Below are 25,374 nucleotides of genomic sequence, written 5' to 3'. Positions count from 1 at the left end.
CAGCATGCAACCTGCCGCCGATCGCCAGCGATTATTCGCAATCGCTGAAACCGCGATGCGCTGCCAAGCGTATGTTATGATGCGTCTTCGGACAGCACCATTTTTGAGGGAAGATATTTCGCGGGATAACGGAGACAGGCCATGCGCCACGCCTTTTTCGCAATCGCAGTCGTTCCATTCCTCTTTGTATCGTCGGCATTGGCCGGCGATGCCGAGATCAAGGCGGGCCAGTCCGTCATCGACAGTCAGCTAGAGGCCCTCATTGCCGATGACGGCGCCACTGCCTACAGCTTCGCCGCCCCGAATGTGAAGCGGATCTTCCCGACCGTCGACGCCTTCATGAACATGGTGACCAACGGCTATCCGCCGGTGCGCAAGCCGCGGACCTATTCCTTCGGCAAGGTCGAGGAGACGGCTCCGGGTTCGATCGTCCAGCAGGTGCTGATCGTCGGCCCCAACGGCAAGGACTACGAGGCTGTCTACACGTTGCAGCAACAGCCCGACGGCACGTTCCAGATCACCGGTTGCAGCCTGCGCGCCTCGAATTCGCTCAGCACTTGAGGCCTCACAGCAACGGGATATCGCCCCTTGCCCAGCCCTCGGTGATTTCCGCGCCGCGCGCCTCGAAGGCGCCGGCCTCGATCGCAGCGCGGATATCCTGCATCAGCTTTTGATAGTAGGAAAGGTTGTTCCAGGTCAAAAGCATGGCGCCAAGTGCCTCCTGTGAGCGCACCAGATGATGCAGATAGGCGCGTGAGTAGTCCCGGGCGGCAGGGCAGTCGCTTTCCTCGTCGAGCGGCCGCGGATCGTCGGCATGGCGGGCGTTGCGCAGATTGACCTTGCCGCGCCTTGTATAGGCAAGGCCGTGGCGGCCGGCCCGCGTCGGCATTACGCAGTCGAACATGTCGATGCCGCGCGCCACCGATTTCAGGATATCGTCAGGCGTGCCGACGCCCATCAGATAGCGCGGCTTGTCCGCTGGCAATTCCGGACAGGTGATGTCGAGCATTTCGAGCATCACCGCTTGCGGCTCGCCGACGGCCAGGCCGCCAACCGCGTAGCCCTTCAGCTCCATCGCGCTCAGCGCCTGCGCCGAACGCACCCTGAGCGCTGCGTTGTCGCCGCCTTGCACGATGCCGAACATCGCCTTGCCCGGCTGATCGCCGAACGCCGTCTTGCAGCGCTCGGCCCAACGCAGCGACAGCTCCATGGCGCGCTCGATCTCCTTCATCTCGGCCGGCAGCGCCGTGCATTCGTCGAGCTGCATCTGGATGTCGGAATCAAGCAGTCCCTGGATCTCGATCGACCGCTCCGGCGACATCTCGTAGGCAGCGCCATCGATATGCGAACGGAAGGTGACGCCCTTTTCGGTCAGCTTTCTCAGCTTCGACAGCGACATCACCTGGAAACCACCGCTGTCGGTCAGAATCGGATGCGGCCAGCGGGCGAACTCGTGCAGGCCACCGAGCCGCGCGACGCGCTCGGCGCCGGGCCGCAGCATCAGATGATAGGTGTTGCCCAGGATGATGTCGGCGCCGACACCGCGCACCTGGTCCATATACATCGCCTTGACGGTGCCGCCGGTGCCGACCGGCATGAAGGCCGGCGTGCGGATTTCGCCGCGCGGCATGTCGATCACGCCGCGTCGCGCCTTGCCGTCGGTTGCCAGAACCTTGAAGCTGAACGGCTTAGCCATTGAATTCCTTGTCGTGGACCGGGGCGTCCGGCGCCTGATTGTCAAGCGACTGGCGGTAGTGGATGCCGCGCATGGTGGAATCGCGGTGCTGGCGAATGCCCGCGCGCAGTTTTTTCACTTCCGCGACCAGCGCATCACGGTCAAAGGCTTGCAGATCATCGTCCATCGCTCGTCTCCGCTCGGAAAAGCAGGCTTGCGTCGCCATAGGAATAGAATCTGTAGCGGCTCTCGATGGCATGCGCATAGGCCGCGCGCATCGTGCCGAGGCCGCTGAAGGCCGAGACCAGCATGAACAGCGTCGAGCGCGGCAGATGGAAATTGGTCATCAGCACGTCGGCGGTGCGAAAACGGTAGCCGGGCGTGATGAAGATATCGGTCGGACCGGACCACGCAGCCAGAGTACCGTCCTCACGCGCCGCACTCTCCAGCAGACGCAGCGAGGTCGTGCCGACAGCGACGATGCGCCCGCCCCTTGCTCTTGCGGCATTCAGGGCGTCCGCAGTGGCTTCGCTGACCGAACCGGTCTCGGCATGCATCTTGTGGTCGGCGGTATCGTCCGCCTTCACCGGCAGGAACGTGCCTGCGCCGACATGCAAGGTGACGAAGCGGCGTTCGATGCCCTTGCTGTCAAGCGCTGCAAAAAGCTCCGGCGTGAAATGCAGGCCCGCTGTCGGAGCCGCAACGGCGCCTTCCTCGCTTGCATAGATGGTCTGGTAGTCGGCCCGGTCGCGTTCGTCGTCGTCGCGTTTCGAGGCGATGTAGGGCGGCAGCGGAATGTGGCCGACCGCGTGCAGCGCCTCGTCGAGGAACGGCCCCGACAGATCGAAGCCAAGCAGCGCTTCGCCGCCCTCGCCTTTCTCGATCACCGTGGCGTCGAGCTGACCGAGGAAACAGGAATTGCCGTCATGGCCGAAATGGATACGGTCGCCGGCTGCGATGCGCTTGCCCGGCCGCATGAAGGCCAGCCAGCGGTCCGGCGCCATGCGCATATGCAGCGTGGCTTCGACCTGCGCCGTCGCCTCACCCCGCCGCCGGATGCCTTTGAGCTGCGCTGGAATGACCTTGGTGTCGTTGAACACCAGCACGTCGCCGGCCCTGAGCAACGATGGCAGGTTGCCAACCGTCCGGTCGTCGAGCGCCTCGCCCGGCTTGACCACCAGCATCTTGGCGCTGTCGCGCGGCTCCGCCGGGCGAAGCGCGATGCGCTCCTCCGGCAAATCGAAGTCAAAGAGATCGACGCGCATCAGTAGAGCCGGACGAGCAGCGCTCCGACCAGCAGCAGCACCGCGCCGGCGATGCGACCGAGCGAGATTTCACGCACCGCGACGCCGAGGAAGCCGATGCGGTCGATGAGCATGCCGGCCAGCAACTGGCCGGCGACCAGAAACGCCATCAGCGCGGCGGCACCGATGCGTGGCGTCAGGATAGTCGACAGCGTGACATAGAAACCGCCCAGCATGCCGCCGGCCACGAACAGCCAGGGCGCCGGCGCCTTCCAGTCGAGCGAGATGCCCTGCAGCTTCACCACCGTGACGGAAATAATGCCGAGCACGATCGCGCCCGACAGGAACGAAAACGCAGCCGCCGCGACCGGGAGGCCCAGGCCGCGCGCCAGTTGCGAATTGATCGGCGCCTGAATGGCAATGAAGGCGCCGGACAGGATGCCGAGAAGCGACCAGACGACGCCCATCATTGTCGTTTGCCCTTACTTGACGTCGGCCGCGACCTTCAGCGAGACGATCTTGTCGGGATCCTGCACCGGCTCGCCGCGCTTGATCTTGTCGACATTGTCCATGCCTTCGATGACCTGGCCCCAGACCGTGTACTGACGATTGAGGAAGGCGGCATCGTCGAAGCAGATGAAGAACTGCGAATTGGCCGAGTTCGGGTTCTGCGAACGGGCCATCGAGCAGGTGCCGCGAGCATGGTTGGCGTTGGAGAATTCAGCCTTCAAATCCGGCTTTTCAGAGCCGCCCATGCCCGCGCGGGACGGCGCGAAGGAAGGCTTGCTGGAATTGCCGAACTTGACGTCGCCGGTCTGCGCCATGAAACCCTCGATAACGCGGTGGAAGACCACGCCGTCATAGGCGCCTTCCCTGGCCAGTTCCTTGATGCGGGCGACATGGCCCGGCGCCAGGTCGGGGAAAAGTTCGATGACCACATTGCCCTTGGTCGTTTCCATGATGAGCGCGTTCTCGCGGTCCTTGATTTCGGCCATGTCAGATATCCTTTTTCAGAAAAACAGAGTTATTCGACAATTTACTTGTCGGCGGCGATGCGCACCTTGATCATCCGGTCGGGATCGGTGACCGTGCCGTTGTCCGCCTGGTCGCCCTTCTTGATGTGATCCACCAGTTCCATGCCGCTGACGACATTGCCGACGATCGTGTACTGGCCATCGAGGGGCGGTGCCGGAGCGAACATGATGAAGAACTGCGAATTGGCCGAATTGGGGTCCTGCGAGCGGGCCATACCGACCACGCCGCGCTTATAATGTTCGGTCTGTGAGAATTCGGCGGGCAGGTCGGGCAGGTCGGAACCGCCGGTGCCAACGGCCTCGGCGCTGAAACCCTTTTTCATATTGCCGAACTTGACGTCGCCGGTCTGCGCCATGAAGCCGTCGATGACGCGGTGGAAGGCGACGTTGTCATAGGCGCCTTGGCGCACCAGCTTCTTGATCTGCTCGACATGCTTTGGCGCCAGATCGGGCCTCAGCGCAATGGTGACGTCGCCGTCCTTCAGCGTGATGATCATTGTGTTTTCCGGGTCGGCGGCGAAAGCCGAGACCGACGCAGCCACAAGACCGGCGAGCACGACAAGGAACGAGGCTAGCTTTTTCAGCTGCATGGTTTTCTCCGAAAACTTACTTCTTGAACTTGGCTGTGAGCGCGCCGGCAACCGCCGCCGGCACGAAGGGGCGAATGTCGCCGCCCATCGAGGCAATCTGGCGGACAAGTGTGGCGGTAATGGTGCGTACCGAAGGACTGGCGGGCAGAAAAACCGTCTGCAGTTCAGGCGCCATGGTCTCGTTCATGCCGGCCATCTGCATCTCATAGTCGAGGTCGGTGCCGTCGCGCAGGCCGCGGATCATGATCGAGGCGCCGTGCTTCCTGGCGGCGTCGATGACCAGCCCGTCGAAGGCGACGACCTTGATGCGGGCACCATCGCTGCCGAATTCCGTCTTCGTCGCCGTCTCGATCAGCTTCACCCGCTCCTCGAAGGAAAACAGCGGCTGCTTGCCCGGATGGATGCCGATCGCCGCATAAACGATATCGGCCACGGCCAGCGAGGCCTTCAGCACATCGAGATGGCCGTTGGTCAGCGGGTCGAAGGAGCCGGCATAGAGGGCGATGCGTTCAGTCATGGCTGGTGCTTCTAATGCATGATCCCAAAAAGTGGAAACCGGTTTTTGCGGACAAACGGTTTTTCGTTTGTCCTAGAGATCATGCTCAAATGAAAGCTAGAGCCTGTTCCATCTTCCGTCCATCAAGATGGAACAGGCTCTAGCGAGCCTCTCTCGCAAAGGCAAATCCGATCGGCGCGCCGGCCATGAACCTTTTCCGGCACATGAACGACAGATGAACACGCTGATCACGAAGCCTTCACGCAGCGTTCACTAGGTTGCACCTTAATAAGATGAAACCAAAATCCCATCTATCCGTTGTTAGGCGCAGGAGAACACGCACATGCTGATCTACATGCTCGCCACCGCAATGACCGTCGCCATGCTGATCGCCACCGTCTTTGGGCTGCATCACGAGGCACAACGCATCCGCGTCAAGGCAAACACCAAGCGCTTCGAAGGCTTCGGCCCGCGCAAGCCATATCGTCACTACTGATAAAGCCTGAACTTGCTGCCGCGCCGGCCAACTGGCCGGCGTTGCTATGTCAAAAACCCTGGGTTCCGGACTTAGTCCGCACCGTCTGGACCGGCGTCAGGCGCCGGAGCGGCGTCGGCACCGCCCTCGATCGTCTCATCGCTTTCCTCGTCCGCTTGCGGTTCCGATATCCGCTCGACCGAAACCACCTTTTCGCCTTCAGCCGTGTTGAAGATGGTCACGCCCTTGGTGGCGCGGCTGGCGAAACGGATGCCGTTGACCGGCACCCGGATGACGGTGCCGCCGTCCGACACCAGCATGATCTGGTCGTCATTGCCGACCGGGAACGTCGCCACCAGCCTGCCAATCTCGGCTGCCTTCGACACGTCGGTGGCGCGGATGCCTTTGCCGCCGCGTCCAGTCAGCCGGAAATCATAGGACGACGAACGCTTGCCGTAGCCGAATTCGGTCACCGTCAGCACGTATTGTTCGTGCGCCTTGAGCTCTTCGTATCGGCTTTCGGAAAGCTCCGTCTCCTCGCCGATCTCCTCATTGGTCAGCGCGATCTCTTCCTCTTCGCCGGCCGTTTCTGTGGCAAGACGCCGCTCCGCCGCCGCGCGCTTCAGGTAAGCGGCGCGTTCCGCTGGCGAAGCATCGACATGCTCTATCACCGACATCGAGATGATGCGGTCGGTCTCGGCCATGGTTATGCCGCGCACGCCGACCGAATTGCGGCTCTGGAAGACGCGCACGTCGCCGACGGAGAAGCGTATGCACTGGCCGGAACTGGCGGTCAGCAGCACGTCGTCCTTGTCGGTGCAGGTCTCGACGCCGAGGATCTCGTCGCCTTCTTCCTCCAGCTTCATGGCGATCTTGCCGTTGCGGTTGACCTGGACGAAGTCGGATAGATCGTTGCGGCGCACGGTGCCACGTGTGGTGGCGAACATCACGTAGAGTTCGCCCCAGCTGGCCTCGTCCTCGGGCAGCGGCATGATGGTGGTGATGCGCTCGCCCTGCTCCAGCGGCAGCATGTTGATCAGCGCCTTGCCGCGTGACTGCGGGTTGCCGATCGGCAGCCGCCAGACCTTTTCCTTGTAGACGATGCCGCGCGAGGAGAAGAACAGCACCGGCGTATGGGTGTTGGCGACGAACAGCCGGGTGACGAAATCCTCTTCCTTGGTCGACATGCCCGAGCGGCCCTTGCCGCCGCGGCGCTGCGCCCGGTAGAGCGACAACGGCACGCGCTTGATGTAGCCGGAATGGCTCACCGTCACGACCATGTCCTCGCGCTGGATCAGGTCTTCGTCTTCCATGTCCGAACCGCCTTCCGAGAGTTCGGTGCGGCGCGGCGTGCCGAACTCGTCGCGCACGGCGGCAAGCTCGTCCTTGACGATCTTCTGGACACGCGCTCGGGACGACAAAATGTCCAGATAATCAATGATTTCAGCGCCGATCGTGTTCAACTCGTCGGCGATCTCGTCGCGGCCGAGCGCGGTCAGGCGCTGCAGGCGCAGTTCGAGGATGGCGCGCGCCTGTTCCTCTGACAGATTGTAGGTGCCGTCTTCATTGATCCGATGACGCGGGTCATCGATCAGGAGGATCAGAGATTCCACGTCGCCAGAGGGCCAGCGCCGCTCCATCAACTGCTCACGCGCTGTCTGCGGATCCGGAGCGGTGCGGATCAGCTTGATGATCTCGTCGATATTGGCGACGGCGATGGCGAGACCGACCAGCACATGGGCGCGGTCGCGCGCCTTGCGCAGCAGGAATTTTGTCCGCCTTGTGATCACCTCCTCGCGGAAGGCGACGAACGCCTTCAGCATATCGGTCAGGTTCATCACTTCCGGTTTGCCGCCATTCAGTGCCACCATATTGGCGCCGAAAGAGGTCTGCAGCGGCGTGAAGCGATAGAGCTGGTTGAGGATGACGTCGGCAACGGCGTCGCGCTTCAACTCGATGACGACGCGGTAGCCCTGGCGGTCGCTCTCGTCGCGGATATCGGAAATGCCCTCGATGCGCTTGTCGCGCACCAGTTCAGCCATCTTCTCGATCATCGACGACTTGTTCACCTGGTAGGGAACTTCGGTGATGATGATCGACTCGCGGTCATTGCCGCGCTGTTCGATGTTGACCTTGCCGCGCATGACGATGGAGCCACGGCCGGTCGAATAGGCGTTGTAGATGCCCGAACGGCCAAGCACGATGCCGCCGGTCGGGAAATCCGGTCCCGGAATGATCTCCATCAACGCCGGCAGGTCGATCGCCGGATTGTCGATTAGGGCAATGGCGCCGTTGCAGATTTCGCTGAGATTGTGCGGCGGGATGTTGGTCGCCATGCCGACGGCGATGCCGCCCGAGCCGTTGACCAAAAGGTTGGGAAACCGTGCCGGCAGAACCTTCGGTTCGCTGCCCGACGCGTCATAAGTGTCCTGGAAATCGACGGTATCCTTGTCGATATCCTCCAGGAGCTCGTGCGCGACCTTGGTCAGGCGCGCTTCCGTGTAGCGCATCGCCGCAGGCGGATCGCCGTCGATCGAGCCGAAATTGCCCTGCCCGTCGATCAACGGAACGCGCAGCGACCAGTCCTGTGCCATGCGCACCAAGGCATCATAGATGGAGGCGTCGCCATGCGGATGGTATTTACCCATCACGTCGGCGACAGGACGCGCCGACTTCACATATTTGCGGTTCCAGTGGTAACCGCTCTCATGGGCGGCGAAGAGAATGCGGCGATGCACCGGCTTGAGGCCGTCGCGCACGTCCGGCAGCGCACGGCTGACGATGACGCTCATGGCGTAATCGAGATAGGAGCGCTGCATCTCCTCGACGATGGATATCGGCTCGATGCCGGTGGGGCCGCCGTCGGCGCCGCGCGGTGTCTTCTGGTCGGTCAAATCGGATCACAATCTAATCAGGAATCACTTGGTGCTTATATAGGAAGCAAGCCCGAAACTCCAACATTCCCAGCACTTTTCCAGTGTCATTTTTGGTGGTAATTTCAAATGGATACCACTGATTGCGACGATATGGCCAAGGCGGTTTCGCCGCCATCGACGCAAAAGCCTGCAATGGACGTTTTCCCCGAGCAAAAGCCACGAGCGCGATGGATTGGACCCTGTGGCTGCCCTTGCGAGCACCTGAGCCGATTCACGAGACGCGAAGGCCCATAGCGCCACGGCGGGCGCGATACTTACCGGGCGTTTCGCCCATGACACGACGAAACCGGCGGTTGAAGGTCGACAGGTCGTTGAAGCCGGCCCCGAAGGCGATCGCCGAGACCGCATCATCCGACATCTGCAGCCGCACCGCTGCCCTGTGCAGCCGCGTCTTGAGCAAGAACTGATAGGGCGTCATGCCCGCGACCTGCCGGAAGATGCGCAGGAAATGGTAAGGACTGGTCGCAGTCTCATCCGCAAGCGCTGAAAGCGAGACCGGCCCGTCGGCATCCAACTCTATCCGCCGCACCACTTCGGCCACCCGTTTCTGATCGCGGCGGCTCGGCGCGCGCCTGACATGCGTGGCTCCGGTGGCAATCGTCGCGGCGGCACCGGCCATGCGCAGGGAAAGTTCCTCGAAGGCATCCATGTCAGCAGTCTCGCGCGCGGCTTCCGCCTCGGCCAGCAGTGGCGCCAGCACCGGCAAAGGCGGCAGGCGCGGCGTGGCGAAGGCCAGCTTCCTGGCGCCCGGCACGCCGGCCACGACCCGCTCCATGTAAGACGGTCCGAAATGAAACGACAGGCAACGGTCGCCGCCGCCATGCTCATGCCCGCATTCGTAGCATGTGCCGGGATTGCCGAGCAGGAGCGCGCCGGGCGCCAGCATCGCCGTGCCTTGTTGCGCACGGTAGCGGAACGTGCCGCTGGTGACGGCAGCCACGCAGAAATCCTGATGTGCTTCCTCGAACGGCCGGTCGCCGGCACCGGCCGTGCAGATGACATCCGTCACGTGCCAGCCAGGTCCGGAGGCGAGAATATGTGTGGTCGCTGTCATGGCCGAAATATAGCAATTTTTCCCAAGCCCAGAACCCCTTCACCGCCTACCCTTCCCGGTCTCCTGACAAGAAGAGAGCTGAACCATGTTTGACCAATCCTCCTTTGCCGAAGCCTTGCACAGCCCCGGACCTATCGACGGACTCGCCGAAAAGCTGAACCTTTACGGGCGCTTCGCCGGCGCCTGGGCGTTCGACGCCTCGCGCCATCTCGAGGACGGCACGGTGCTGACCGGGCGTGGCGAGGTGCATTTCGGCTGGGCGCTCGAAGGCCGGGCGATCCAGGACGTCTGGATCCTGCCCGCGCGCGACGCCGGCCCTTCGCCTTCGCTCGGCGCCTGGACGTTCTACGGCACGACGTTGCGCGTCTACGACCCCGGCGCGGATGCCTGGCACATCTTCTGGAGCGATCCGCGCAACCAGTATTACAGCCGCCAGCTCGGTCGCGCCGAGGGCGACACGATCATGCAAGTGGGCGCCGACGGCACCGGCAGTTCAGTACGCTGGAGCTTTTCACGCATCACCGAAAACTCCTTCCGATGGCTGGGCGAACGCTCGCAAGACAATGGCGCGACATGGCGGCTGGAAGTCGAGTTCCTGGCGCGCCGAGAGGTTTGATCGCCGAGGAATGCAGCAGCAGCCCAGAATAAAAGCGTCGCGATCCTTTGCGCCGGCATCAACCACTTTCCCGCTGACAGTTCCCACCGACCGGGCTTTGCTCTACCAATATTCTGTCCGGGCACGGCCCGGCGGGAGGGTCAGAGATGCCGAGTTTCGACAGCCTGTTCAACGCCTTCGTCACCATTCTCGTGACCATCGATCCGCCTGGCCTGGCGCCGCTGTTCCTGGCCGTAACGCGCGGCATGAACCGCGAGGAGCGCCAGCAGGTTTCCGTCCGTGCCTCGATCATCGGCTTCCTGGTGATGGCGTTGTTTGCAGTTGCCGGCGCATCGATCCTGTCGGTGTTCGGCATAACGTTGCCGGCCTTCCGCGTCGCCGGCGGTTTCCTGCTGTTCTTCATCGCCTTCGAGATGGTGTTCGAGCGCCGGCAGGACCGTAAGGAGAAGATCGGCGACGTCGCCATCACCAAGGACATGATCCACAACATCGCCGCCTTCCCGCTGGCGATCCCGCTGATCGCCGGCCCCGGCGCGATTTCGGCGACGGTGCTGCTTTCCGGTTCATTTCAGGGATTTGCCGCGCAGGCAGCCCTGGTCGGCATCATCTTCGTCTGCCTCGCCATCACCTATCTGGTGTTCGTGCTGTCGGAACGCATCGACCGCATCCTCGGCCAGACTGGTCGTTCGATCCTGACCCGGCTGCTTGGCGTCATCCTGGCGGCACTGGCCGTGCAATTCGTGGCCGACGGCATCAAGGCGCTGATGGCGGGGTAACGCGACGAGCTGCCGCCGAAGCCGGCCCTATTTCACCGTCGTGTCGATCACTTCGAAATCGTGGGTAATCGTCGCGGTCTTGGCCAGCATCGCAGACGCCGAGCAATATTTTTCGATCGAAAGGTCGATCGCGCGTTTCACCTTGTCGCTGGAGAGTGCCCTGCCCTTGACGACGAAATGCATATGGATGCGTGTAAAAACCCTGGGCTCGGTTTCGGCCCGGTCGGAGTCGAGTTCGACGACGCAGTCCTCGACCGCCTCGCGGCCTTTTTCGAGGATATGCACGACATCATAGGCCGAACAGCCACCGGTGCCGATCAGCACCAGCTCCATCGGGCTTGGACCCGGCGTCTTGCCTTCCGATCCGTGCGCTGTTCCGAGCACGACCTTGTGACCGCTGCCGGATTCCCCGACGAAGGTGCGCTCCTCGACCCACTTTACGCGTGCTTTCACCGAACTCGTCCTTTCACCGTATTTCCTTGATCGGCCCGGTCAGCCTCAATCACGATGCAAAACCCCGAAAGTCCATGAATGACTCTCGGGGCACTGTGTCTGACATAACTGTTGCGATCAGAACGGGATTTCGTCATCCAATTCGCGCGACGAACCGCCACCGCCGCCGCTCTTGGCACCGCCGCCGCCGCGATTGAAGCCTTCGCTCGGGCTGGACTGACCGAAATCGGAACCACGGCTGCTGCCGCCACCGGTATAGCCGCCGACCTGACCGCCCTCGCCCTGTCCGCGTGCGTCGAGCATCTGCAGCTCACCGCGGAATTTCTGCAGCACGACTTCCGTCGTGTACTTGTCGGCACCGGTCTGGTCCTGCCATTTGCGCGTCTGCAACTGGCCCTCGACATAGACCTTCATGCCCTTCTTCAGATACTGCTCCGCCACCTTGGCGATGCCCTCATTGAAGATGACGACGTTGTGCCACTCGGTTTTTTCCTTGCGTTCGCCGGAATTCTTGTCGCGCCAGCTTTCCGATGTGGCGATGCGGATGTTGACGACCGGTTCACCCGAATTCAGGCGACGGATTTCGGGATCCGCGCCGAGATTGCCGACCAGAATGACCTTGTTGACGCTACCCGCCATGATATTTCTCCGCGCTCATCCGAAACAAATTTTTGTCGCAGCACCTTACAGGCTGCAGGCGATCGCCGCTTGCCATGGCTGCCTTTACCCACAAGGTTTTTGTTCCCTTTTCGTTCTTATCCGCATCGCTGCTTATTGTCAAGGAATGGCAGCAATGCCGAAGCCGCTCATATGGGTTTGAAAAGACCGCTTGCCAAATCAATAAGTATTCACTTATGCTTTTGGCATGATCGAAGCAGAGATTTTCCGGGCACTGGCCGACCCGACGCGCCGCGCCGTCTTTGAGCGGCTGGCCGCCGGCGAGATGAGCGTGTCGGAATTGCGCACCGGGATGACGGTGTCGCAGCCCGCGGTGTCGCAGCATCTGGCGGTGCTGCGTGGGGCCGGGCTGGTGGTCGAGCGGCGAGCCGGCCGCAACGCCTATTACCGCGCCGATCCGCAGGGGCTCGCCCCCTTGCTCTCCTGGATCGAACGCTACCGGACCTTCTGGCCGGAGCGCATCGAAAGGCTGAAGGCGGTTTTGAAGGACATGGATCAATGAAGAAGGCGGGATCAACGACCAACGCGGGCCAAAGCGACGCCGCGGATGCGCTCGAGTTCGAGTACGAGCTTGCCGAGCCGCCGGAAAAGGTCTGGCGGGCCCTGACCGTACCGGAATTGCTCGCCGCCTGGATGATGCCGAACGACATCAGACCCGAGATGGGCAACCGTTTTGCCCTCGCCGGACCGGATGCGCCGATCGATTGCGAAATCCTCGACGCCGAGCCCGAACGCCTGTTGCGCTATTCCTGGCGGGAGCGCTCGCAGCCAGGCGATGGCGCGCGGCAGGATCCGCTTGACAGTACCGTCACTTTTACGCTTGCGCGCACCGTTTCCGGCGGCACGCATCTGCGCATCGTCCATGACGGCTTTGCCCGCAAGGCCATGCCTGCCGTCGCCATGGCAGGCGCCGGCTGCCGGCTTTCGCTCGATGCAAACAGGTCACCTAAGCCAATCGCCGCAAACACGCCTCGCCTCCTGCTGCGCGCGGCCTGAAAACAAACAGACGGAGAGAGACAATGAGCGGTGTTGCCAATCTGGTTCCGATGGTGATCGAGCAATCGAGCCGCGGCGAACGCGCCTTCGACATCTTTTCACGACTGCTGCGCGAGCGCATCGTCTTCATCAACGGTGAGATCAACGACGACATCTCGGCGTTGGTCTGCGCGCAGCTTCTGTCGCTGGAATCGGACAATCCCGACAAGGAGATCTCGCTCTACATCAACTCGCCGGGCGGCGTGGTCACCAGCGGCTTCGCCATCTACGACACAATGCAATACATCAGCTGCCCGGTGTCGACCGTATGCATGGGGTTTGCCGCATCGATGGGCTCGTTCCTGCTGATGGCAGGCGCACCGGGGCGCCGGATCTCGCTGCCGAACGCCACCATCCTGCTGCATCAGCCGCTGGGCGGGTTCCAGGGCCAGGCCTCCGACATCCAGCGCCATGCCGAGCGCATCGGCCGGACGAAACGGCACATGGCCGAACTCTACGCGCAGCATTGCGGCCGCAGCTATGAAGAGGTCGAGCGCACGCTGGACCGCGACCACTTCATGACCGCCCGCGAGGCCCAGGCATGGGGCATCGTCGACCATGTTTTCGACACGCGAAAAAAGGCGGCGTGAGCCAGGGCCGGATCGGAGTCCGTCCGGCTGTCGAAGATTTGACGATGCCGGTCTGGTTCCATCGGCGGCGCGCCACTATAGTCTTGGGATGACCGACACTCATCAGTCCAGATCATTGCACCGCGTCATCGCCGTTGTAGCGCTCGCCATTGCGGGCCTCATCAGCGGCGCGGCACTTGCCGAAGACAGTTCGCCGTCAACGCAAAAAGGCGCCCTGCCCGGCGTAACCGGTGACTACCGCATCGCCAAGCCGGCTCCGGAGCCCGACGACGCGTTTCCCGGCAACGGCAACGGCCAGTTCAAGATCGGCGATACGGATGTCAGGATTTCCGGCAGCATCACCGTCGATGTCGGCGCCGGCTCGATCGGGCCGCCGCGCCACTGACAGTCTGTCGGCGCGTGCTGCGTTGCGCCTGTCGCCAACAGACAATCCGCACATGAAAACGGCCCCGCCGTGCTTTGCGCAAACGGACGGGGCCTTTTTGGATCTCAAATCCAATCTCTACCGGGAGTGTACTGCCGGCATTTGATTTCGGATGCAACGCGGCGTTCAACCGACGATCCGACTAACAGTCTCTGATTTTTACGGGGATATGGCAGGTCACGGTTTGTCGGGTGGCGAAAACGCTAAACCCTGGCACTTATGCCTGCCGCCGCTCCAGTAACAACTGGAACCCTATGGGACGATCCGGTGGCGTCATAGCTCCGCTCCTTTGTCCATTGCGACGTTGTCGTCACGAAGCACAAATCGCAAATGCCTGCGGCGTCTCGCAGGCCGCCTTTGGGCGGCGAGGCCATCGAAAGACGGCCGTCTTCGTTGACTGCTGGAGACTGCTCCCGTCAGCTGGTGGCGTCAACCATCAATAGCCGGTTACCGAAAAATGTGATCGCCGGAAGGTTACGTGCAGGTCAGCTTTTGCACAGCTTTGTCAGGAGCGTGTTCGGCCTTTGTTCTTTCCGCTTGCCCGTTCACGCGAAAGACGGTTAAACGCTTTGGTCGGGAATTGTGGCGTCTCTCGACGTGGCGGCAAAACTACCTACATAGGGGATGGCCGGGAAAACCCGCCATTCCAGGAAATTCCAGATTCTGAGGCGGCGACCGGCTATGGCCGACCATAAATATCTTTCCATTCGCGGGGCGCGCGAACACAATCTGAAGAATGTCGATCTCGACTTGCCGCGTGACAGCCTGATTGTCATGACCGGCCTGTCGGGGTCCGGCAAGTCATCGCTTGCCTTCGACACGATCTATGCCGAAGGCCAGCGCCGCTACGTCGAAAGCCTGTCGGCCTACGCGCGGCAATTCCTTGAGATGATGCAGAAGCCTGACGTCGACCAGATCGACGGCCTGTCGCCCGCCATCTCCATCGAGCAGAAGACCACCTCGAAGAACCCGCGTTCGACCGTCGGCACCGTCACCGAGATCTACGACTATATGCGGCTGCTTTTTGCGCGCGTCGGCATCCCCTATTCGCCGGCCACCGGCCTGCCGATCGAGAGCCAGACGGTTTCGCAGATGGTCGACCGCGTGCTGGCGGTCGAGGAAGGCACGCGGCTGTTCATCCTGGCGCCGATGGTGCGCGGCCGCAAAGGCGAATACCGCAAGGAATTGCTGGAGTTGCAAAAAAAGGGCTTTCAGCGCGTCAAGGTCGATGGCGTCTTCTACGAAATCGCCGACGTGCCGGCGCTGGACAAGAAGTACAAGCATGACCTCGACGTCGTCGTCGACCGCATCGTCGTGCGCGGCGATCTGGCGACGCGGCTTGCCGATTCCATCGAGACCGCCCTGAAGCTGGCCGATGGGCTGGCGGTCGCCGAATTCGCCGACAAGCCGCTCGATGCCAGCCAGACCGGCGAGGATTCGGTCAACAAGTCGAAGAACGAGACGCATGAGCGCATCCTGTTCTCGGAAAAGTTCGCTTGCCCGGTCTCCGGCTTCACCATTCCGGAAATCGAACCGCGGCTGTTCTCGTTCAACAACCCGTTCGGCGCCTGCCCGACCTGCGACGGTCTCGGCAGCCAGCGCGCCATCGACGGCAATCTGATCGTGCCGGACGAGAACATCTCGCTGCGCGACGGCGCCGTCAGCCCGTGGGCGAAGTCGACCTCGCCCTATTACGCGCAGACGCTGGAAGCGCTGGGCAAGGCTTATGGCTTCAAGCTTGGCGACAAGTTCAAGGATTTGTCCGAAGAGGCCAAGGAAGCCATCCTGCACGGCACGGGCGAGCGCGAAATCACCTTCCAGTATGATGACGGCCTGCGCTCCTACAAGACCACCAAGACCTTTGAAGGCGTCATTCCCAATCTCGAGCGGCGCTGGAAAGAGACCGAATCCGCCTGGATGCGCGAAGAAATCGAGCGCTTCATGTCGGCGACGCCCTGCCCGGTCTGCAAGGGCTATCGGCTGAAGCCCGAGTCGCTGGCGGTGAAAATCGCCGGCAAGCACATCGGCGAAGTCACCGAGCTTTCCATCCGCAAGGCCGACCAGTGGTTCACCGACCTGCCAGCGTCGCTCAACGACAAGCAGAACGAGATCGCGGTGCGGGTCTTGAAGGAGATCCGCGAGCGGCTGCGCTTCCTCAACGATGTCGGGCTCGACTATCTGACGCTGTCGCGCAATTCCGGCACGCTGTCGGGCGGCGAGAGCCAGCGCATCCGGCTGGCGTCGCAGATCGGCTCGGGTCTTACCGGTGTGCTCTATGTGCTGGACGAGCCATCGATCGGCCTGCACCAGCGCGACAATGCCCGTCTGCTCGATACGCTGAAGCATCTGCGCGACATCGGCAACACGGTGATCGTCGTCGAGCATGACGAGGATGCCATCCTGCATGCCGACTATGTCGTCGACATGGGCCCGGCCGCCGGAATCCATGGTGGCGAGATCATCGCCCAGGGCACGCCGCAGCAGGTCATGGCCAATCCCAATTCGATCACCGGCAAATACCTGTCCGGTGCGCTCGAAGTGGCGACGCCTGGTGTCAGGCGCGAGGCGAAGAAGAACCGGCGCCTGAAAATCGTCGGCGCGCGCGGCAACAATTTGAAGAACGTCACCGCAGAAATCCCGCTCGGCACCTTCACCGCCGTGACCGGCGTGTCGGGCGGCGGCAAGTCGACCTTCCTCATCGAGACGCTGTTCAAGGCCGCGTCGCGCCGCATCATGGGCTCGCGCGAACATCCGGCCGAACACGACCGCATCGAGGGTCTCGAATTCCTCGACAAGGTCATCGACATCGACCAGTCGCCGATCGGCAGGACACCGCGTTCGAACCCCGCCACCTATACCGGCGCCTTCACGCCGATCCGCGACTGGTTCGCTGGGCTGCCCGAAGCCAAGGCGCGCGGCTACCAGCCGGGACGCTTCTCCTTCAACGTGAAGGGCGGCCGCTGCGAGGCCTGCCAGGGCGACGGCGTCATCAAGATCGAGATGCACTTTTTGCCCGACGTCTACGTCACCTGCGACGTCTGTCACGGCAAGCGCTACAACAGAGAGACCCTCGACGTCGTGTTCAAGGGCAAGTCGATCGCCGACGTGCTCGACATGACGGTCGAGGAAGGCGTCGACTTCTTCGCCGCCGTGCCCGGCGTGCGCGACAAGCTCGAAACGCTGAAGCAGGTCGGCCTCGGCTACATCCACATCGGCCAGCAGGCGACGACGCTGTCCGGCGGCGAGGCGCAGCGCATCAAGCTCGCCAAGGAACTGTCGCGCAAGGCAACTGGCAAGACGCTCTATATCCTCGACGAGCCGACCACCGGGCTGCATTTCCACGACGTCGCCAAGCTGTTGGAAGTGCTGCATGAACTGGTCGACCAGGGCAACACGGTGGTGGTCATCGAGCACAATCTCGAAGTGATCAAGACCGCCGACTGGGTGCTCGACCTCGGCCCCGAAGGCGGCGACGGCGGCGGCGAACTGGTTGCCTCCGGCACGCCGGAAGCAATCGTGCGCGAGAAGCGCAGCTACACCGGCCAGTTCCTCAAGGAGCTTCTGGAGCGGCGCCCCGGAGGCAAGCGCGAAGCGGCGGAGTGATCGGACCGGTTGGCGCCTGGAGAGCTTTTGAATGAAAATCAGAAGAGCGCTTGCCGGTGATCTCCAAACTGTCGTCTCGCTGACGGAAGCGGCCTATGCGCCTTACACTGCACTGTTAGGCGCACCGCCGATCCCAGTCACCGAAGACTATACGCCGCGCATCGCGCGCGGCGAGGTGTGGGTGTTGGAAAGCGGCAGCGAAATTGCCGGAGTACTCACACTGGAACGGCACGACGATCACGCGATGATCTTCTCCGTCGCGGTCTCTCCTGACTTTCAGGGCAAAGGCTTCGGTATTGCGTTGCTCAAACACGCGGACGAACAGACGCGGCTGTGGCGCTTGCCCGAGGTGCGGCTTTACACCAACGCCAGGATGGAGCGGAACATCGCGCTCTATCTGGCCTACGGTTTCCACGAAACGTGTCGCCGGCCCAATCCCTACCGGCCGGGATGGGTGCTCGTTGACATGGCAAAAGTCGTCGATGAGACCACCGCGGCCTGATTTTTTCAGCACTGGGAGGATGACAATGAGCACATCGGGAACAATCCGCGCCGGCATGGGCGGCTGGACCTTCGAGCCCTGGGATACGTCCTTCTATCCCGACAAGCTTCCCAAGGCCAAGCAGCTGAACTACGCCACTCGCCAGGTGCCGAGCATCGAGGTCAACGGCACTTACTATTCCAGCTTCAAGGAGCCGACCTTCGTTAAATGGGCCAACGAGGCGCCGGACGGTTTCGTGTACTCGCTAAAGGGCAACCGCTTCGTCACCAACCGGCGCGTGCTCGGCGAGGCCGGCGAATCGATGATGCGCTTCCTCGGCTCGGGTGTTGCCGCGCTCGGTGAAAAGCTCGGGCCGATCCTGTGGCAGTTCGCGCCGACCAAGAAATTCGATCCGGACGATTTCGAAGCCTTTTTGAAACTGCTGCCGGAAAAGCAGGACGGCGTTGGGCTGCGCCATGCGCTCGAAGTCCGCAACGACAGTTTTGTCGTGCCGGAATTCGCAGCACTTGCCCGAAAATATAAGGCCGCGATCGTTTACGCCGACCATGCCAAATATCCCGACATCGCCGATGTCACCGGTGATTTCGTCTACGCCCGGCTGCAGACCGGCAGCGATGACAATCCCGACTGCTACACGCCGAAAGGCCTCGATGAATGGGCCGCGCGGGTAAAGATTTGGGCGCAAGGCAAGCAGCCGGCCGACCTGCGGCGCGCCGACCCCGCCACCGATGCGCCGGTCAAGCCGCGCGACGTGTTCGTCTACTTCATCACCGAGGGCAAGGTGCGCGCGCCGTTCGGCGCCATGGCACTGATGAAGCGAGTGGACCAGGGTCAGCCGGTGCCCTGACGCAGCGGAATCATGGCATCTTCGCTACCGTCGTAACCTTATCGATACCTCCTTGCTGCATGAATCCAGCCGAACCAGTCGCAGATTTGGGCCGCCGCGGGCAAGGACGAGGGGCATGTCGCTCGACTACACTTCACTTCTGCTGGCTGTCGGTTTTTCCGCTGCCTGCCTGAGCCTGACATTGTTTGGCATGTGGCTGACCGCTCGCTCGGAGAAATTCCTGCTGACATGGGCGATCAGTCTGGTGTTCGTGGTCGGCGATATTTTTGTCTATGACGCCTATATCGATATGCCCGGGCGCCTGCTCGGCATCGCCACGCTGGCTTTCCTCCTGCTCGGTTTCTCGACAATGCTGGGCGCGGCCTACCAGTTCAGAACCGGCGGCTCGCCAGTGCCGCGAACGGTGCTTGGCAGCGCCATTTCGCTGGCCGTGACGTTGCCTCCGATGGCTCTAGGCTATGACGGGCTGGGCTTCATGTTCGAAAATGCCTTCGCCGCCTTGCTTCTGTTCGCAACGGCGGTCGAATACTGGAAAGGCCGCGACGAAGCTCCTGCCCTGACGATCGGTATCACCGCGCTCTATTCCGCCACGGCCGCATCCTTCGCTCTCTGCGCCATGGTTCTAGCCTTGGATGGAAAGCTGGTCCTTGGACATGCGCCAAGCAACTGGGCCGAGGAACTGAGCCTCATCATCGTCATCGCCAGCATGACCGGGATCGGGGCGCTTTCCCTGGCCCTGAACCAGGGACGTCTGGCCCGGCATCACCGCCACAATGCCCTGACCGACCCGCTGACCGGCCTGCTCAACCGCCGCGCCCTGTTCGACCTGCACGGCGATGCGCCGGTCGGCGCCTTCACGGCGGTGGTCGTCTTCGATCTCGACAACTTCAAGGCCGTCAACGACGAATTCGGCCACGCCGCCGGCGATGAGGTGCTGAAGGTATTTGCACGGGAACTCGCCGGCAATCTCCGCCCGGCCGACGTCGCCGCGCGTATGGGCGGCGAAGAATTCGCGCTGGTGCTGAAGCGGACCTTGCCCGAAACGGTGGAGGCCACCGCCGAGGCCATACGGACAGCTTTTGCCGCGCACCGCATCGAAACCGAGACAGGCTCGCTGATATGCACGGTCAGTGCCGGATTTGCTTTCGGCACCAAGGAAGGTCTCGGCTTCGACAAGGTGCTCAATACCGCCGACAAGGCGCTCTACGACGCCAAGCGCGGTGGCCGCAACCGCGTCACCGCCTCTCCGTTCAGGCGCGCAGGCTGATCGCGCATCTGTGGCAGCCACGATCACGATGAGCGGTGCGACTTCCAGAGCATTTCACCGTTTCAAGGAAACGGCGAGCTGCTCTAACCCTGATGCAATTATCCAGGGAAAGCGCTTCGCACTTTCCCAGAATTGCTCTACGCCGCCATCACGATTTCATTGAATGCATCCAGGTCGACATAGAAGACCTTGGTGATCTCCTCGATCAGGTCGTCATGGCCGTAGCCTTGGGACTTCAAGATGTTGATGGCAGTGATGATATCGACGCGCTCGGTAAGCCGCCGCTTCTGGTAGTCCTCGACGTAACGTTCCATGGCTGTCCCTTAGCCTGTGTGCCCAAACGCGTTGAACGACAAAGATCGCAGGAGAGAAGCTAGGAAGCCTTGCTTGCGTGAGACTTGCCGGTGATAGCCGCGGCCTCGATCTGCGATAAACCAGACTGGTACGGAAGCGGCCGACTCACAAAAGCCTAGGAAAAGACTAGCACGCAGTTGCCGATGCACCAGAGACGCTGATGCAGGGCCGGAGAAATATTGGACTTGGCAAGGACTTCGGATCGTCAACTGAAGTGCGGCGGCGATTCTACACCGTCAGGAACTTCCGGACATCGGCACGGTCCAGATCTTCCGCCGGACCGGTATGGACGATCACGCCCCGGTCCATGATGTTGACCTCGTCGGCGAGTTCGCGGCAGAAATCGAGATATTGTTCGACCAAAAGCACGGCGATGCCGGCTTGGTCGCGCAGGTAGCGGATGGCGCGGCCGATGTCCTTGATGATCGACGGCTGGATGCCTTCGGTCGGCTCGTCGAGCACCAGCAGCTTCGGCCGCATCACCAATGCCCTGCCGATGGCGAGCTGCTGCTGCTGGCCGCCGGAAAGATCGCCACCGCGACGGCCGAGCATCTGCTTCAGCACCGGGAACAATTCGAAGACATGTGCAGGAATGTTGCGGTCGGCCCGTTTCAGCGGCGCAAAGCCTGATTCCAGGTTCTCCCGCACGGTGAGCAGCGGAAAGACCTCCCTGCCCTGCGGTACGAATGCGATGCCCGACCGGGCGCGGTCATACGCCGCGCTCCGGTCGAGCGCCTTCCCCTCGAAGGCAACGCTTCCGCTCGTCAGCCGGTGATGGCCGACGATCGATCTCATCAAACTGGTCTTGCCGACGCCGTTGCGGCCGAGCACGCAGGTGATCTTGCCGGCGCCCGCCTTCAGCGACACGCCGCGCAGCGCCTGGGCGGCGCCGTAGTGCAGCGTGGCATTAGAAACTTCGAGCATGTCAGCGCCTTTTCCAGAACCGCAGAAACGACAGATCGAAGCGATGGAACTGCACCCGCCAAACCATGCTCATCTCCCCAGATAGACTTCGACGACACGCTCGTCGGCCGACACGAAATCGAGTGTGCCCTCACTCAGCACCGAGCCCTCATGCAGGCAGGTGACCTTGACGCCGAGCTCGCGCACGAAATGCATGTCGTGCTCGACGACGATGACCGAATGGTCGCGGGCAATATCCTTGAGCAGCCGCGCGGTTTCCTCGGTCTCGGCATCGGTCATGCCGGCGACCGGTTCGTCGACCAGAAGCAGTTTCGGGTCCTGCGCCAAGAGCATGCCGATCTCGAGCCACTGCTTTTGCCCATGGCTCAGATTGGCCGCCAGTTCGTCACGCTTGTCGCCAAGCCGGATGATGCCGAGGATATCATCGATCTGCCGCGTCTCGGCGGCCGAGCGGCGATGGAACAGCGCCGGAAAGATCGAGCGCGGCCCCTTCAGCGCCAGCATCAGGTTTTCCTCGATCGTGTGGCTTTCGAACACGGTCGGCTTCTGAAACTTGCGGCCGATACCCATCATGGCGATCTCGGCCTCATCATGCTTGGTCAGATCGACCTGGCCGTCGAAGAACACGTCGCCTTCGTCGGGCCGCGTCTTGCCGGTGACGATGTCCATCATCGTCGTCTTGCCGGCGCCGTTGGGGCCGATGATGGCGCGCATCTCGCCCTTGTCGAGCACCAGCGACAGATTGTTGATGGCGCGAAAGCCGTCGAAGGAGACCGAGACGCCGTCGAGATAAAGGATCGTGTTCGATTTTGACATGGTCGCTCACTCCGCCGGCTGCGGCTCGGGGTTGCTGGCGGACCAGTCGCCGGGCTTTCTCGCCTCGCTGCGAACGATTTTCGCCGGCGGCGGGACGTCGGGGTCGCTACCGGCTTCCTCGGCGACGGAAGCTGCCCGCAACGCCCTGGCGTTGCCGCGCCAGCTGTCCCACATGCCGATGATGCCCTTGGGCAGCAAGAGCGTGACGGCGACGAACAGCCCACCCAAGGCAAACAGCCAGAATTCCGGCAGCACGCCGGTGAACCAGGATTTGCCGGCATTGACCAGCAACGCACCGATGATCGGTCCGACAATGGTGCCGCGCCCGCCGACGGCGGCCCACACAACGACCTCGATCGAATTGGCCGGCTCGAATTCACCCGGATTGATGATGCCGACCTGCGGCACGTAGAGCGCGCCGGCTATGCCGGCCATGACGGCCGAGACGGTGAAGGCGAACAGTTTTACGTTCTCCGCCCGCCAGCCGAGGAAGCGCGTGCGGCTCTCGGCATCGCGCACAGCCATCAAGAGCTTGCCGTATTTGGAGCCGACGATCGCCCAGGTGACGAAGACGGCTAGCGCGAGCATCACGGCGCTGGCGGCAAACAGCGCCGAGCGCGTCGCGTCGGCCTGCACGTTGAAGCCCAGAATATCCTTGAAATCGGTCAGGCCGTTGTTGCCGCCGAACCCCATGTCGTTGCGAAAAAAGGCAAGCAGCAGCGCGTACGTCATCGCCTGTGTGATGATCGAGAGATAAACGCCGGTGACGCGGCTGCGGAAGGCGAACCAGCCGAAGACGAAAGCCAGCAGGCCAGGCACCGCCAGCACCATGAGGCCGGCGAACCAGAAATGGTCGAAGCCATACCAGAACCACGGCAATTCCTTGTAGTTCAGGAACACCATGAAGTCGGGCAAGATGGGGTTGCCGTAGACGCCGCGCGAGCCGATCTGGCGCATCAGATACATGCCCATCGCATAGCCGCCGAGCGCGAAGAAGGCGCCGTGGCCGAGCGAGAGAATGCCGCAATAGCCCCAGACAAGATCGAGCGCCAAGGCGAGCAGCGCATAACAAAGATATTTGCCGGTGAGCGCGACGATGTAGGATGGGACGTAGAAGGCGCTGGTGGGAGACACCGCAAGGTTGAGCAACGGCACGATGACGGCCACCGCCAGCAGGATGAAGATCGTGATGGCGATGCGGCGGTCCGCGCCGGCGGCAAAGAAGCGTCCCGTGATCATGCTTCCACCGCCCTGCCCTTGAGCGCGAACAGGCCGCGCGGGCGCTTCTGGATGAACAGGATGATCAGCACCAGCACGACGATCTTGCCGAGCACCGCGCCCGCATAGGGCTCGAGAAACTTGTTGACGATGCCAAGCGAGAAGGCGCCGACCAGCGTGCCCCACAGATTGCCGACACCGCCGAAGACGACGACCATGAAGCTGTCGATGATGTAGCCGCGACCGAGATTGGGCGAGACATTGTCGATCTGGCTGAGCGCGACACCGGCAATGCCTGCAATGCCGGAGCCGAGCGCGAAAGTCAGCGCGTCTACCCATGGCGTCCTGATGCCCATCGAGGCGGCCATGCGCCGGTTGGCGGTGACGGCGCGCATCTGCAGGCCCCAGGGCGTGCGCTTCATCACGTAGAGCAGGATGCCGAAGACAGCGAGCGCGAAAACCAGGATCCACAGGCGGTTCCAGGTGATCGCCAACTGTCCGACATTGAACGAGCCCGACATCCACGAGGGGTTGCCCACCTCCTGGTTGGTCGGCCCGAAGATCGAACGCACGGCCTGTTGCAGGATCAGCGAGACGCCCCATGTCGCCAGCAGCGTTTCAAGCGGCCGGCCATAGAGGAAACGGATGACGCCGCGCTCGATGATCAGGCCGACTAGGGCCGCGACGAGGAAAGCCAGCGGCAGCGCAATGACCAGCGACCAGTCGAACAGGCCGGGAAAGGAGGTGCGGATCACCTGCTGGACGACGAAGGTCGTGTAGGCGCCGAGCATGACCATCTCGCCATGCGCCATGTTGATGACGCCCATGACGCCGAAGGTGATGGCAAGGCCGATTGCCGCCAGCAGCAGCACCGAGCCCAGCGAAATGCCGTACCAGATGTTCTGGCCGGCATCCCAGAAGGCCAGCGTCGAATTGATGTTGGCGATCGCGGCTGTCGCCGCTTGCCTGACCGCGTCGGTGGAATTCACCTCGACAGACGTGAGCAACGAAACCGCGTCGCGGTCGCCCCGCGCCCCGATCAGCGCGATGGCAGCGAGCTTGTCGGCTTCAGGCCGGTCGGAGACCAGAACGGAGGCGGCACGAGCCTGTTCGAGCAGCGCCTTGACGCTTGCCACGCTCTCACTGGCGATTGCCGTGTCGAGCGGTCCGATGTTTGCGGCGTCGGGCGTCTTGAACATGGTGTCGGCGGCGGCAATGCGCACGGCCGGATCCTTGGCGCCAAGCGTCAGCGTGCCCAACGCATCTCGGATGACGCGACGCAGCGTGTTGTTGACCTTGACCTTGGTGATGCCGTCCTTGGCCGCCTCGCCCGATGCCTCGCCGCTCAACGGGTCGGAAAGCTGGACGCTTTCGCCCGCTTCCTTGCCGACAAACACCAGGGAATCAGCCTTGCGGACATACAGGTTGCCGTCGGCAAGTGCCGCAAGCGGCCGCTCTACAGCCGGATCGCCGGCGGCAGCCAGTTCGTGGACGACGGCTCCGATCTCGGAAAAGCCCTTGGCCGTGGCGAATTTGGCGATGATGCCGCGCAGATCGGCTTGGCCGGCGCCCGAAGACGACAGCGTCGCCAGCAGGAACAACAGCGTCAAACCAATCGTACGAAACAGGTTCATCGGTTTCTGGTAACCCCTGAAGGTTGAAGTGGGCGTTGGCAGCCCGGGGGTAGAGGCGCCGCCGGCCCCCCCGGTCCCCCGGTTGGACCGCGCGGGCGTAGTTTTTTCCGGCGTTGTATAAAAAAAAAACAAG

The 25,374-nt window shown here is 62.4% G+C and carries 28 protein-coding genes; 12 read left to right on the top strand and 16 right to left on the bottom strand.

Features of this window, described 5'->3' with window-relative positions:
• The first annotated feature begins 141 nt into the window (after positions 1 to 141).
• Positions 142 to 561, top strand: a complete 420-nt coding sequence (locus tag NKH95_RS16400; RefSeq protein ID WP_023812986.1) for a DUF4864 domain-containing protein — start codon at positions 142 to 144, stop codon at positions 559 to 561.
• 4 nt (positions 562 to 565) lie between these two features.
• Here NKH95_RS16400 and tgt read toward each other — a convergent pair whose 3' ends face one another.
• The 7 genes from tgt to coaD form a co-directional block, all read right to left on the bottom strand.
• Entirely contained in the window at positions 566 to 1,696 is a 1,131-nt protein-coding gene (tgt, locus tag NKH95_RS16395; RefSeq protein ID WP_023812987.1) for a tRNA guanosine(34) transglycosylase Tgt, read from the bottom strand.
• On the bottom strand, positions 1,689 to 1,862 hold the full coding sequence (locus NKH95_RS16390) for a hypothetical protein (RefSeq protein ID WP_023812988.1): 174 nt from the start codon (positions 1,860 to 1,862) through the stop codon (positions 1,689 to 1,691). The genes tgt and NKH95_RS16390 overlap by 8 nt, the downstream gene beginning before the upstream one ends.
• A complete protein-coding gene (gene queA, locus NKH95_RS16385) occupies positions 1,852 to 2,940 on the bottom strand; it encodes a tRNA preQ1(34) S-adenosylmethionine ribosyltransferase-isomerase QueA (protein ID WP_352442599.1) in 1,089 nt (362 codons plus the stop codon). Before queA ends, NKH95_RS16390 begins: the two co-directional genes overlap by 11 nt.
• Positions 2,940 to 3,389 (bottom strand): DMT family transporter, encoded by a 450-nt coding sequence (locus tag NKH95_RS16380; protein ID WP_352442598.1) that lies wholly within the window; start codon positions 3,387 to 3,389, stop codon positions 2,940 to 2,942. Before NKH95_RS16380 ends, queA begins: the two co-directional genes overlap by 1 nt.
• A gap of 12 nt (positions 3,390 to 3,401) precedes the next feature.
• The gene (locus NKH95_RS16375; RefSeq protein WP_352442597.1) at positions 3,402 to 3,914 is read right to left on the bottom strand and encodes a peptidylprolyl isomerase; all 513 of its coding nucleotides are present in this window, start codon (positions 3,912 to 3,914) and stop codon (positions 3,402 to 3,404) included.
• Positions 3,915 to 3,955: 41 nt separating this feature from the next.
• On the bottom strand, positions 3,956 to 4,450 hold the full coding sequence (locus tag NKH95_RS16370) for a peptidylprolyl isomerase (RefSeq protein ID WP_245273275.1): 495 nt from the start codon (positions 4,448 to 4,450) through the stop codon (positions 3,956 to 3,958).
• A gap of 109 nt (positions 4,451 to 4,559) precedes the next feature.
• Positions 4,560 to 5,060 carry a pantetheine-phosphate adenylyltransferase gene (coaD, locus tag NKH95_RS16365; RefSeq protein WP_023812993.1) on the bottom strand — a complete coding sequence of 167 codons (501 nt, stop codon included), beginning with the start codon at positions 5,058 to 5,060 and terminating at the stop codon, positions 4,560 to 4,562.
• A 322-nt stretch (positions 5,061 to 5,382) separates the two neighbouring features.
• On the opposite strand from coaD, the gene NKH95_RS16360 reads away from it, so the two are divergent.
• On the top strand, positions 5,383 to 5,535 hold the full coding sequence (locus tag NKH95_RS16360; RefSeq protein WP_352553047.1) for a hypothetical protein: 153 nt from the start codon (positions 5,383 to 5,385) through the stop codon (positions 5,533 to 5,535).
• Positions 5,536 to 5,606: 71 nt separating this feature from the next.
• Here NKH95_RS16360 and gyrA read toward each other — a convergent pair whose 3' ends face one another.
• A complete protein-coding gene (gene gyrA, locus NKH95_RS16355) occupies positions 5,607 to 8,408 on the bottom strand; it encodes a DNA gyrase subunit A (protein WP_352892050.1) in 2,802 nt (933 codons plus the stop codon).
• A 253-nt stretch (positions 8,409 to 8,661) separates the two neighbouring features.
• A complete protein-coding gene (locus tag NKH95_RS16350; protein ID WP_352774218.1) occupies positions 8,662 to 9,504 on the bottom strand; it encodes a helix-turn-helix transcriptional regulator in 843 nt (280 codons plus the stop codon).
• 85 nt (positions 9,505 to 9,589) lie between these two features.
• Between NKH95_RS16350 and NKH95_RS16345 the strand changes: the two genes are divergently transcribed.
• Together NKH95_RS16345 and NKH95_RS16340 are read left to right on the top strand one after the other, a co-directional pair.
• Positions 9,590 to 10,120, top strand: coding sequence for a hypothetical protein (locus tag NKH95_RS16345; RefSeq protein WP_352442595.1), 531 nt, complete (start codon positions 9,590 to 9,592; stop codon positions 10,118 to 10,120).
• Positions 10,121 to 10,266: 146 nt separating this feature from the next.
• The gene (locus NKH95_RS16340; RefSeq protein WP_023670949.1) at positions 10,267 to 10,896 is read left to right on the top strand and encodes a MarC family protein; all 630 of its coding nucleotides are present in this window, start codon (positions 10,267 to 10,269) and stop codon (positions 10,894 to 10,896) included.
• A 27-nt stretch (positions 10,897 to 10,923) separates the two neighbouring features.
• Here the strand turns inward: NKH95_RS16340 and NKH95_RS16335 are convergent, their stop codons facing one another.
• Both NKH95_RS16335 and NKH95_RS16330 read right to left on the bottom strand, forming a co-directional pair.
• Positions 10,924 to 11,349, bottom strand: a complete 426-nt coding sequence (locus NKH95_RS16335; RefSeq protein WP_023812998.1) for an OsmC family protein — start codon at positions 11,347 to 11,349, stop codon at positions 10,924 to 10,926.
• Between the two features lie 117 nt (positions 11,350 to 11,466).
• Positions 11,467 to 11,988, bottom strand: coding sequence for a single-stranded DNA-binding protein (locus tag NKH95_RS16330; protein WP_127270744.1), 522 nt, complete (start codon positions 11,986 to 11,988; stop codon positions 11,467 to 11,469).
• A gap of 226 nt (positions 11,989 to 12,214) precedes the next feature.
• Here NKH95_RS16330 and NKH95_RS16325 point away from each other — a divergent pair, with 226 nt between their 5' ends.
• The 8 genes from NKH95_RS16325 to NKH95_RS16290 all read left to right on the top strand — a co-directional run bounded on the left by NKH95_RS16325 (position 12,215) and on the right by NKH95_RS16290 (position 20,295).
• Positions 12,215 to 12,529, top strand: a complete 315-nt coding sequence (locus tag NKH95_RS16325) for an ArsR/SmtB family transcription factor (protein ID WP_013531836.1) — start codon at positions 12,215 to 12,217, stop codon at positions 12,527 to 12,529.
• On the top strand, positions 12,526 to 13,023 hold the full coding sequence (locus tag NKH95_RS16320) for an SRPBCC family protein (RefSeq protein WP_352442594.1): 498 nt from the start codon (positions 12,526 to 12,528) through the stop codon (positions 13,021 to 13,023). The genes NKH95_RS16325 and NKH95_RS16320 overlap by 4 nt, the downstream gene beginning before the upstream one ends.
• 23 nt (positions 13,024 to 13,046) lie before the next feature.
• On the top strand, positions 13,047 to 13,652 hold the full coding sequence (locus NKH95_RS16315; protein WP_128303589.1) for an ATP-dependent Clp protease proteolytic subunit: 606 nt from the start codon (positions 13,047 to 13,049) through the stop codon (positions 13,650 to 13,652).
• 88 nt (positions 13,653 to 13,740) lie between these two features.
• The gene (locus NKH95_RS16310; protein WP_128303588.1) at positions 13,741 to 14,037 is read left to right on the top strand and encodes a hypothetical protein; all 297 of its coding nucleotides are present in this window, start codon (positions 13,741 to 13,743) and stop codon (positions 14,035 to 14,037) included.
• Between the two features lie 720 nt (positions 14,038 to 14,757).
• Positions 14,758 to 17,679 (top strand): excinuclease ABC subunit UvrA, encoded by a 2,922-nt coding sequence (gene uvrA / locus NKH95_RS16305; RefSeq protein ID WP_023813002.1) that lies wholly within the window; start codon positions 14,758 to 14,760, stop codon positions 17,677 to 17,679.
• Positions 17,680 to 17,710: 31 nt separating this feature from the next.
• Entirely contained in the window at positions 17,711 to 18,181 is a 471-nt protein-coding gene (locus NKH95_RS16300; RefSeq protein WP_352892047.1) for a GNAT family N-acetyltransferase, read from the top strand.
• A gap of 25 nt (positions 18,182 to 18,206) precedes the next feature.
• On the top strand, positions 18,207 to 19,028 hold the full coding sequence (locus tag NKH95_RS16295) for a DUF72 domain-containing protein (protein ID WP_023813004.1): 822 nt from the start codon (positions 18,207 to 18,209) through the stop codon (positions 19,026 to 19,028).
• Positions 19,029 to 19,143: 115 nt separating this feature from the next.
• Positions 19,144 to 20,295: a GGDEF domain-containing protein gene (locus NKH95_RS16290; protein WP_352892045.1), complete on the top strand. Its 1,152-nt coding sequence runs from the start codon at positions 19,144 to 19,146 to the stop codon at positions 20,293 to 20,295.
• A gap of 137 nt (positions 20,296 to 20,432) precedes the next feature.
• Here the strand turns inward: NKH95_RS16290 and NKH95_RS16285 are convergent, their stop codons facing one another.
• The 5 genes from NKH95_RS16285 to urtB all read right to left on the bottom strand — a co-directional run bounded on the left by NKH95_RS16285 (position 20,433) and on the right by urtB (position 25,241).
• A complete protein-coding gene (locus NKH95_RS16285) occupies positions 20,433 to 20,609 on the bottom strand; it encodes a hypothetical protein (protein ID WP_023759335.1) in 177 nt (58 codons plus the stop codon).
• A 268-nt stretch (positions 20,610 to 20,877) separates the two neighbouring features.
• The gene (gene urtE / locus NKH95_RS16280; RefSeq protein WP_023813006.1) at positions 20,878 to 21,573 is read right to left on the bottom strand and encodes an urea ABC transporter ATP-binding subunit UrtE; all 696 of its coding nucleotides are present in this window, start codon (positions 21,571 to 21,573) and stop codon (positions 20,878 to 20,880) included.
• 69 nt (positions 21,574 to 21,642) lie between these two features.
• The gene (gene urtD / locus NKH95_RS16275; RefSeq protein ID WP_023813007.1) at positions 21,643 to 22,389 is read right to left on the bottom strand and encodes an urea ABC transporter ATP-binding protein UrtD; all 747 of its coding nucleotides are present in this window, start codon (positions 22,387 to 22,389) and stop codon (positions 21,643 to 21,645) included.
• 6 nt (positions 22,390 to 22,395) lie between these two features.
• A complete protein-coding gene (gene urtC, locus NKH95_RS16270; protein ID WP_352865757.1) occupies positions 22,396 to 23,628 on the bottom strand; it encodes an urea ABC transporter permease subunit UrtC in 1,233 nt (410 codons plus the stop codon).
• On the bottom strand, positions 23,625 to 25,241 hold the full coding sequence (gene urtB, locus NKH95_RS16265) for an urea ABC transporter permease subunit UrtB (protein ID WP_352865755.1): 1,617 nt from the start codon (positions 25,239 to 25,241) through the stop codon (positions 23,625 to 23,627). Before urtB ends, urtC begins: the two co-directional genes overlap by 4 nt.
• Positions 25,242 to 25,374: the final 133 nt, after the last annotated feature.

Source organism: Mesorhizobium sp. M0848 (genome assembly GCF_040319805.1).
In the GTDB taxonomy this organism is placed as follows: domain Bacteria; phylum Pseudomonadota; class Alphaproteobacteria; order Rhizobiales; family Rhizobiaceae; genus Mesorhizobium.
This window is presented reverse-complemented; position numbering and strand designations above follow the sequence as displayed.

Excerpts from the sequence above, each read along its gene's own strand:
- queA (WP_352442599.1), bottom strand. The coding sequence starts at position 2,940 with ATGCGCGTCGATCTCTTTGACTTCGATTTGCCGGAGGAGCGCATCGCG.
- NKH95_RS16375 (WP_352442597.1), bottom strand. The coding sequence starts at position 3,914 with ATGGCCGAAATCAAGGACCGCGAGAACGCGCTCATCATGGAAACGACC.
- NKH95_RS16310 (WP_128303588.1), top strand. The coding sequence starts at position 13,741 with ATGACCGACACTCATCAGTCCAGATCATTGCACCGCGTCATCGCCGTT.
- NKH95_RS16370 (WP_245273275.1), bottom strand. The coding sequence starts at position 4,450 with ATGATCATCACGCTGAAGGACGGCGACGTCACCATTGCGCTGAGGCCC.
- NKH95_RS16315 (WP_128303589.1), top strand. The coding sequence starts at position 13,047 with ATGAGCGGTGTTGCCAATCTGGTTCCGATGGTGATCGAGCAATCGAGC.
- NKH95_RS16400 (WP_023812986.1), top strand. The coding sequence starts at position 142 with ATGCGCCACGCCTTTTTCGCAATCGCAGTCGTTCCATTCCTCTTTGTA.
- coaD (WP_023812993.1), bottom strand. The coding sequence starts at position 5,060 with ATGACTGAACGCATCGCCCTCTATGCCGGCTCCTTCGACCCGCTGACC.
- NKH95_RS16290 (WP_352892045.1), top strand. The coding sequence starts at position 19,144 with ATGTCGCTCGACTACACTTCACTTCTGCTGGCTGTCGGTTTTTCCGCT.
- urtD (WP_023813007.1), bottom strand. The coding sequence starts at position 22,389 with ATGTCAAAATCGAACACGATCCTTTATCTCGACGGCGTCTCGGTCTCC.
- tgt (WP_023812987.1), bottom strand. The coding sequence starts at position 1,696 with ATGGCTAAGCCGTTCAGCTTCAAGGTTCTGGCAACCGACGGCAAGGCG.
- NKH95_RS16330 (WP_127270744.1), bottom strand. The coding sequence starts at position 11,988 with ATGGCGGGTAGCGTCAACAAGGTCATTCTGGTCGGCAATCTCGGCGCG.
- uvrA (WP_023813002.1), top strand. The coding sequence starts at position 14,758 with ATGGCCGACCATAAATATCTTTCCATTCGCGGGGCGCGCGAACACAAT.
- urtB (WP_352865755.1), bottom strand. The coding sequence starts at position 25,241 with ATGAACCTGTTTCGTACGATTGGTTTGACGCTGTTGTTCCTGCTGGCG.
- NKH95_RS16320 (WP_352442594.1), top strand. The coding sequence starts at position 12,526 with ATGAAGAAGGCGGGATCAACGACCAACGCGGGCCAAAGCGACGCCGCG.
- NKH95_RS16340 (WP_023670949.1), top strand. The coding sequence starts at position 10,267 with ATGCCGAGTTTCGACAGCCTGTTCAACGCCTTCGTCACCATTCTCGTG.
- NKH95_RS16285 (WP_023759335.1), bottom strand. The coding sequence starts at position 20,609 with ATGGAACGTTACGTCGAGGACTACCAGAAGCGGCGGCTTACCGAGCGC.
- NKH95_RS16360 (WP_352553047.1), top strand. The coding sequence starts at position 5,383 with ATGCTGATCTACATGCTCGCCACCGCAATGACCGTCGCCATGCTGATC.
- NKH95_RS16390 (WP_023812988.1), bottom strand. The coding sequence starts at position 1,862 with ATGGACGATGATCTGCAAGCCTTTGACCGTGATGCGCTGGTCGCGGAA.
- NKH95_RS16380 (WP_352442598.1), bottom strand. The coding sequence starts at position 3,389 with ATGATGGGCGTCGTCTGGTCGCTTCTCGGCATCCTGTCCGGCGCCTTC.
- urtE (WP_023813006.1), bottom strand. The coding sequence starts at position 21,573 with ATGCTCGAAGTTTCTAATGCCACGCTGCACTACGGCGCCGCCCAGGCG.
- NKH95_RS16295 (WP_023813004.1), top strand. The coding sequence starts at position 18,207 with ATGAGCACATCGGGAACAATCCGCGCCGGCATGGGCGGCTGGACCTTC.
- NKH95_RS16300 (WP_352892047.1), top strand. The coding sequence starts at position 17,711 with ATGAAAATCAGAAGAGCGCTTGCCGGTGATCTCCAAACTGTCGTCTCG.
- NKH95_RS16350 (WP_352774218.1), bottom strand. The coding sequence starts at position 9,504 with ATGACAGCGACCACACATATTCTCGCCTCCGGACCTGGCTGGCACGTG.
- urtC (WP_352865757.1), bottom strand. The coding sequence starts at position 23,628 with ATGATCACGGGACGCTTCTTTGCCGCCGGCGCGGACCGCCGCATCGCC.
- NKH95_RS16325 (WP_013531836.1), top strand. The coding sequence starts at position 12,215 with ATGATCGAAGCAGAGATTTTCCGGGCACTGGCCGACCCGACGCGCCGC.
- NKH95_RS16345 (WP_352442595.1), top strand. The coding sequence starts at position 9,590 with ATGTTTGACCAATCCTCCTTTGCCGAAGCCTTGCACAGCCCCGGACCT.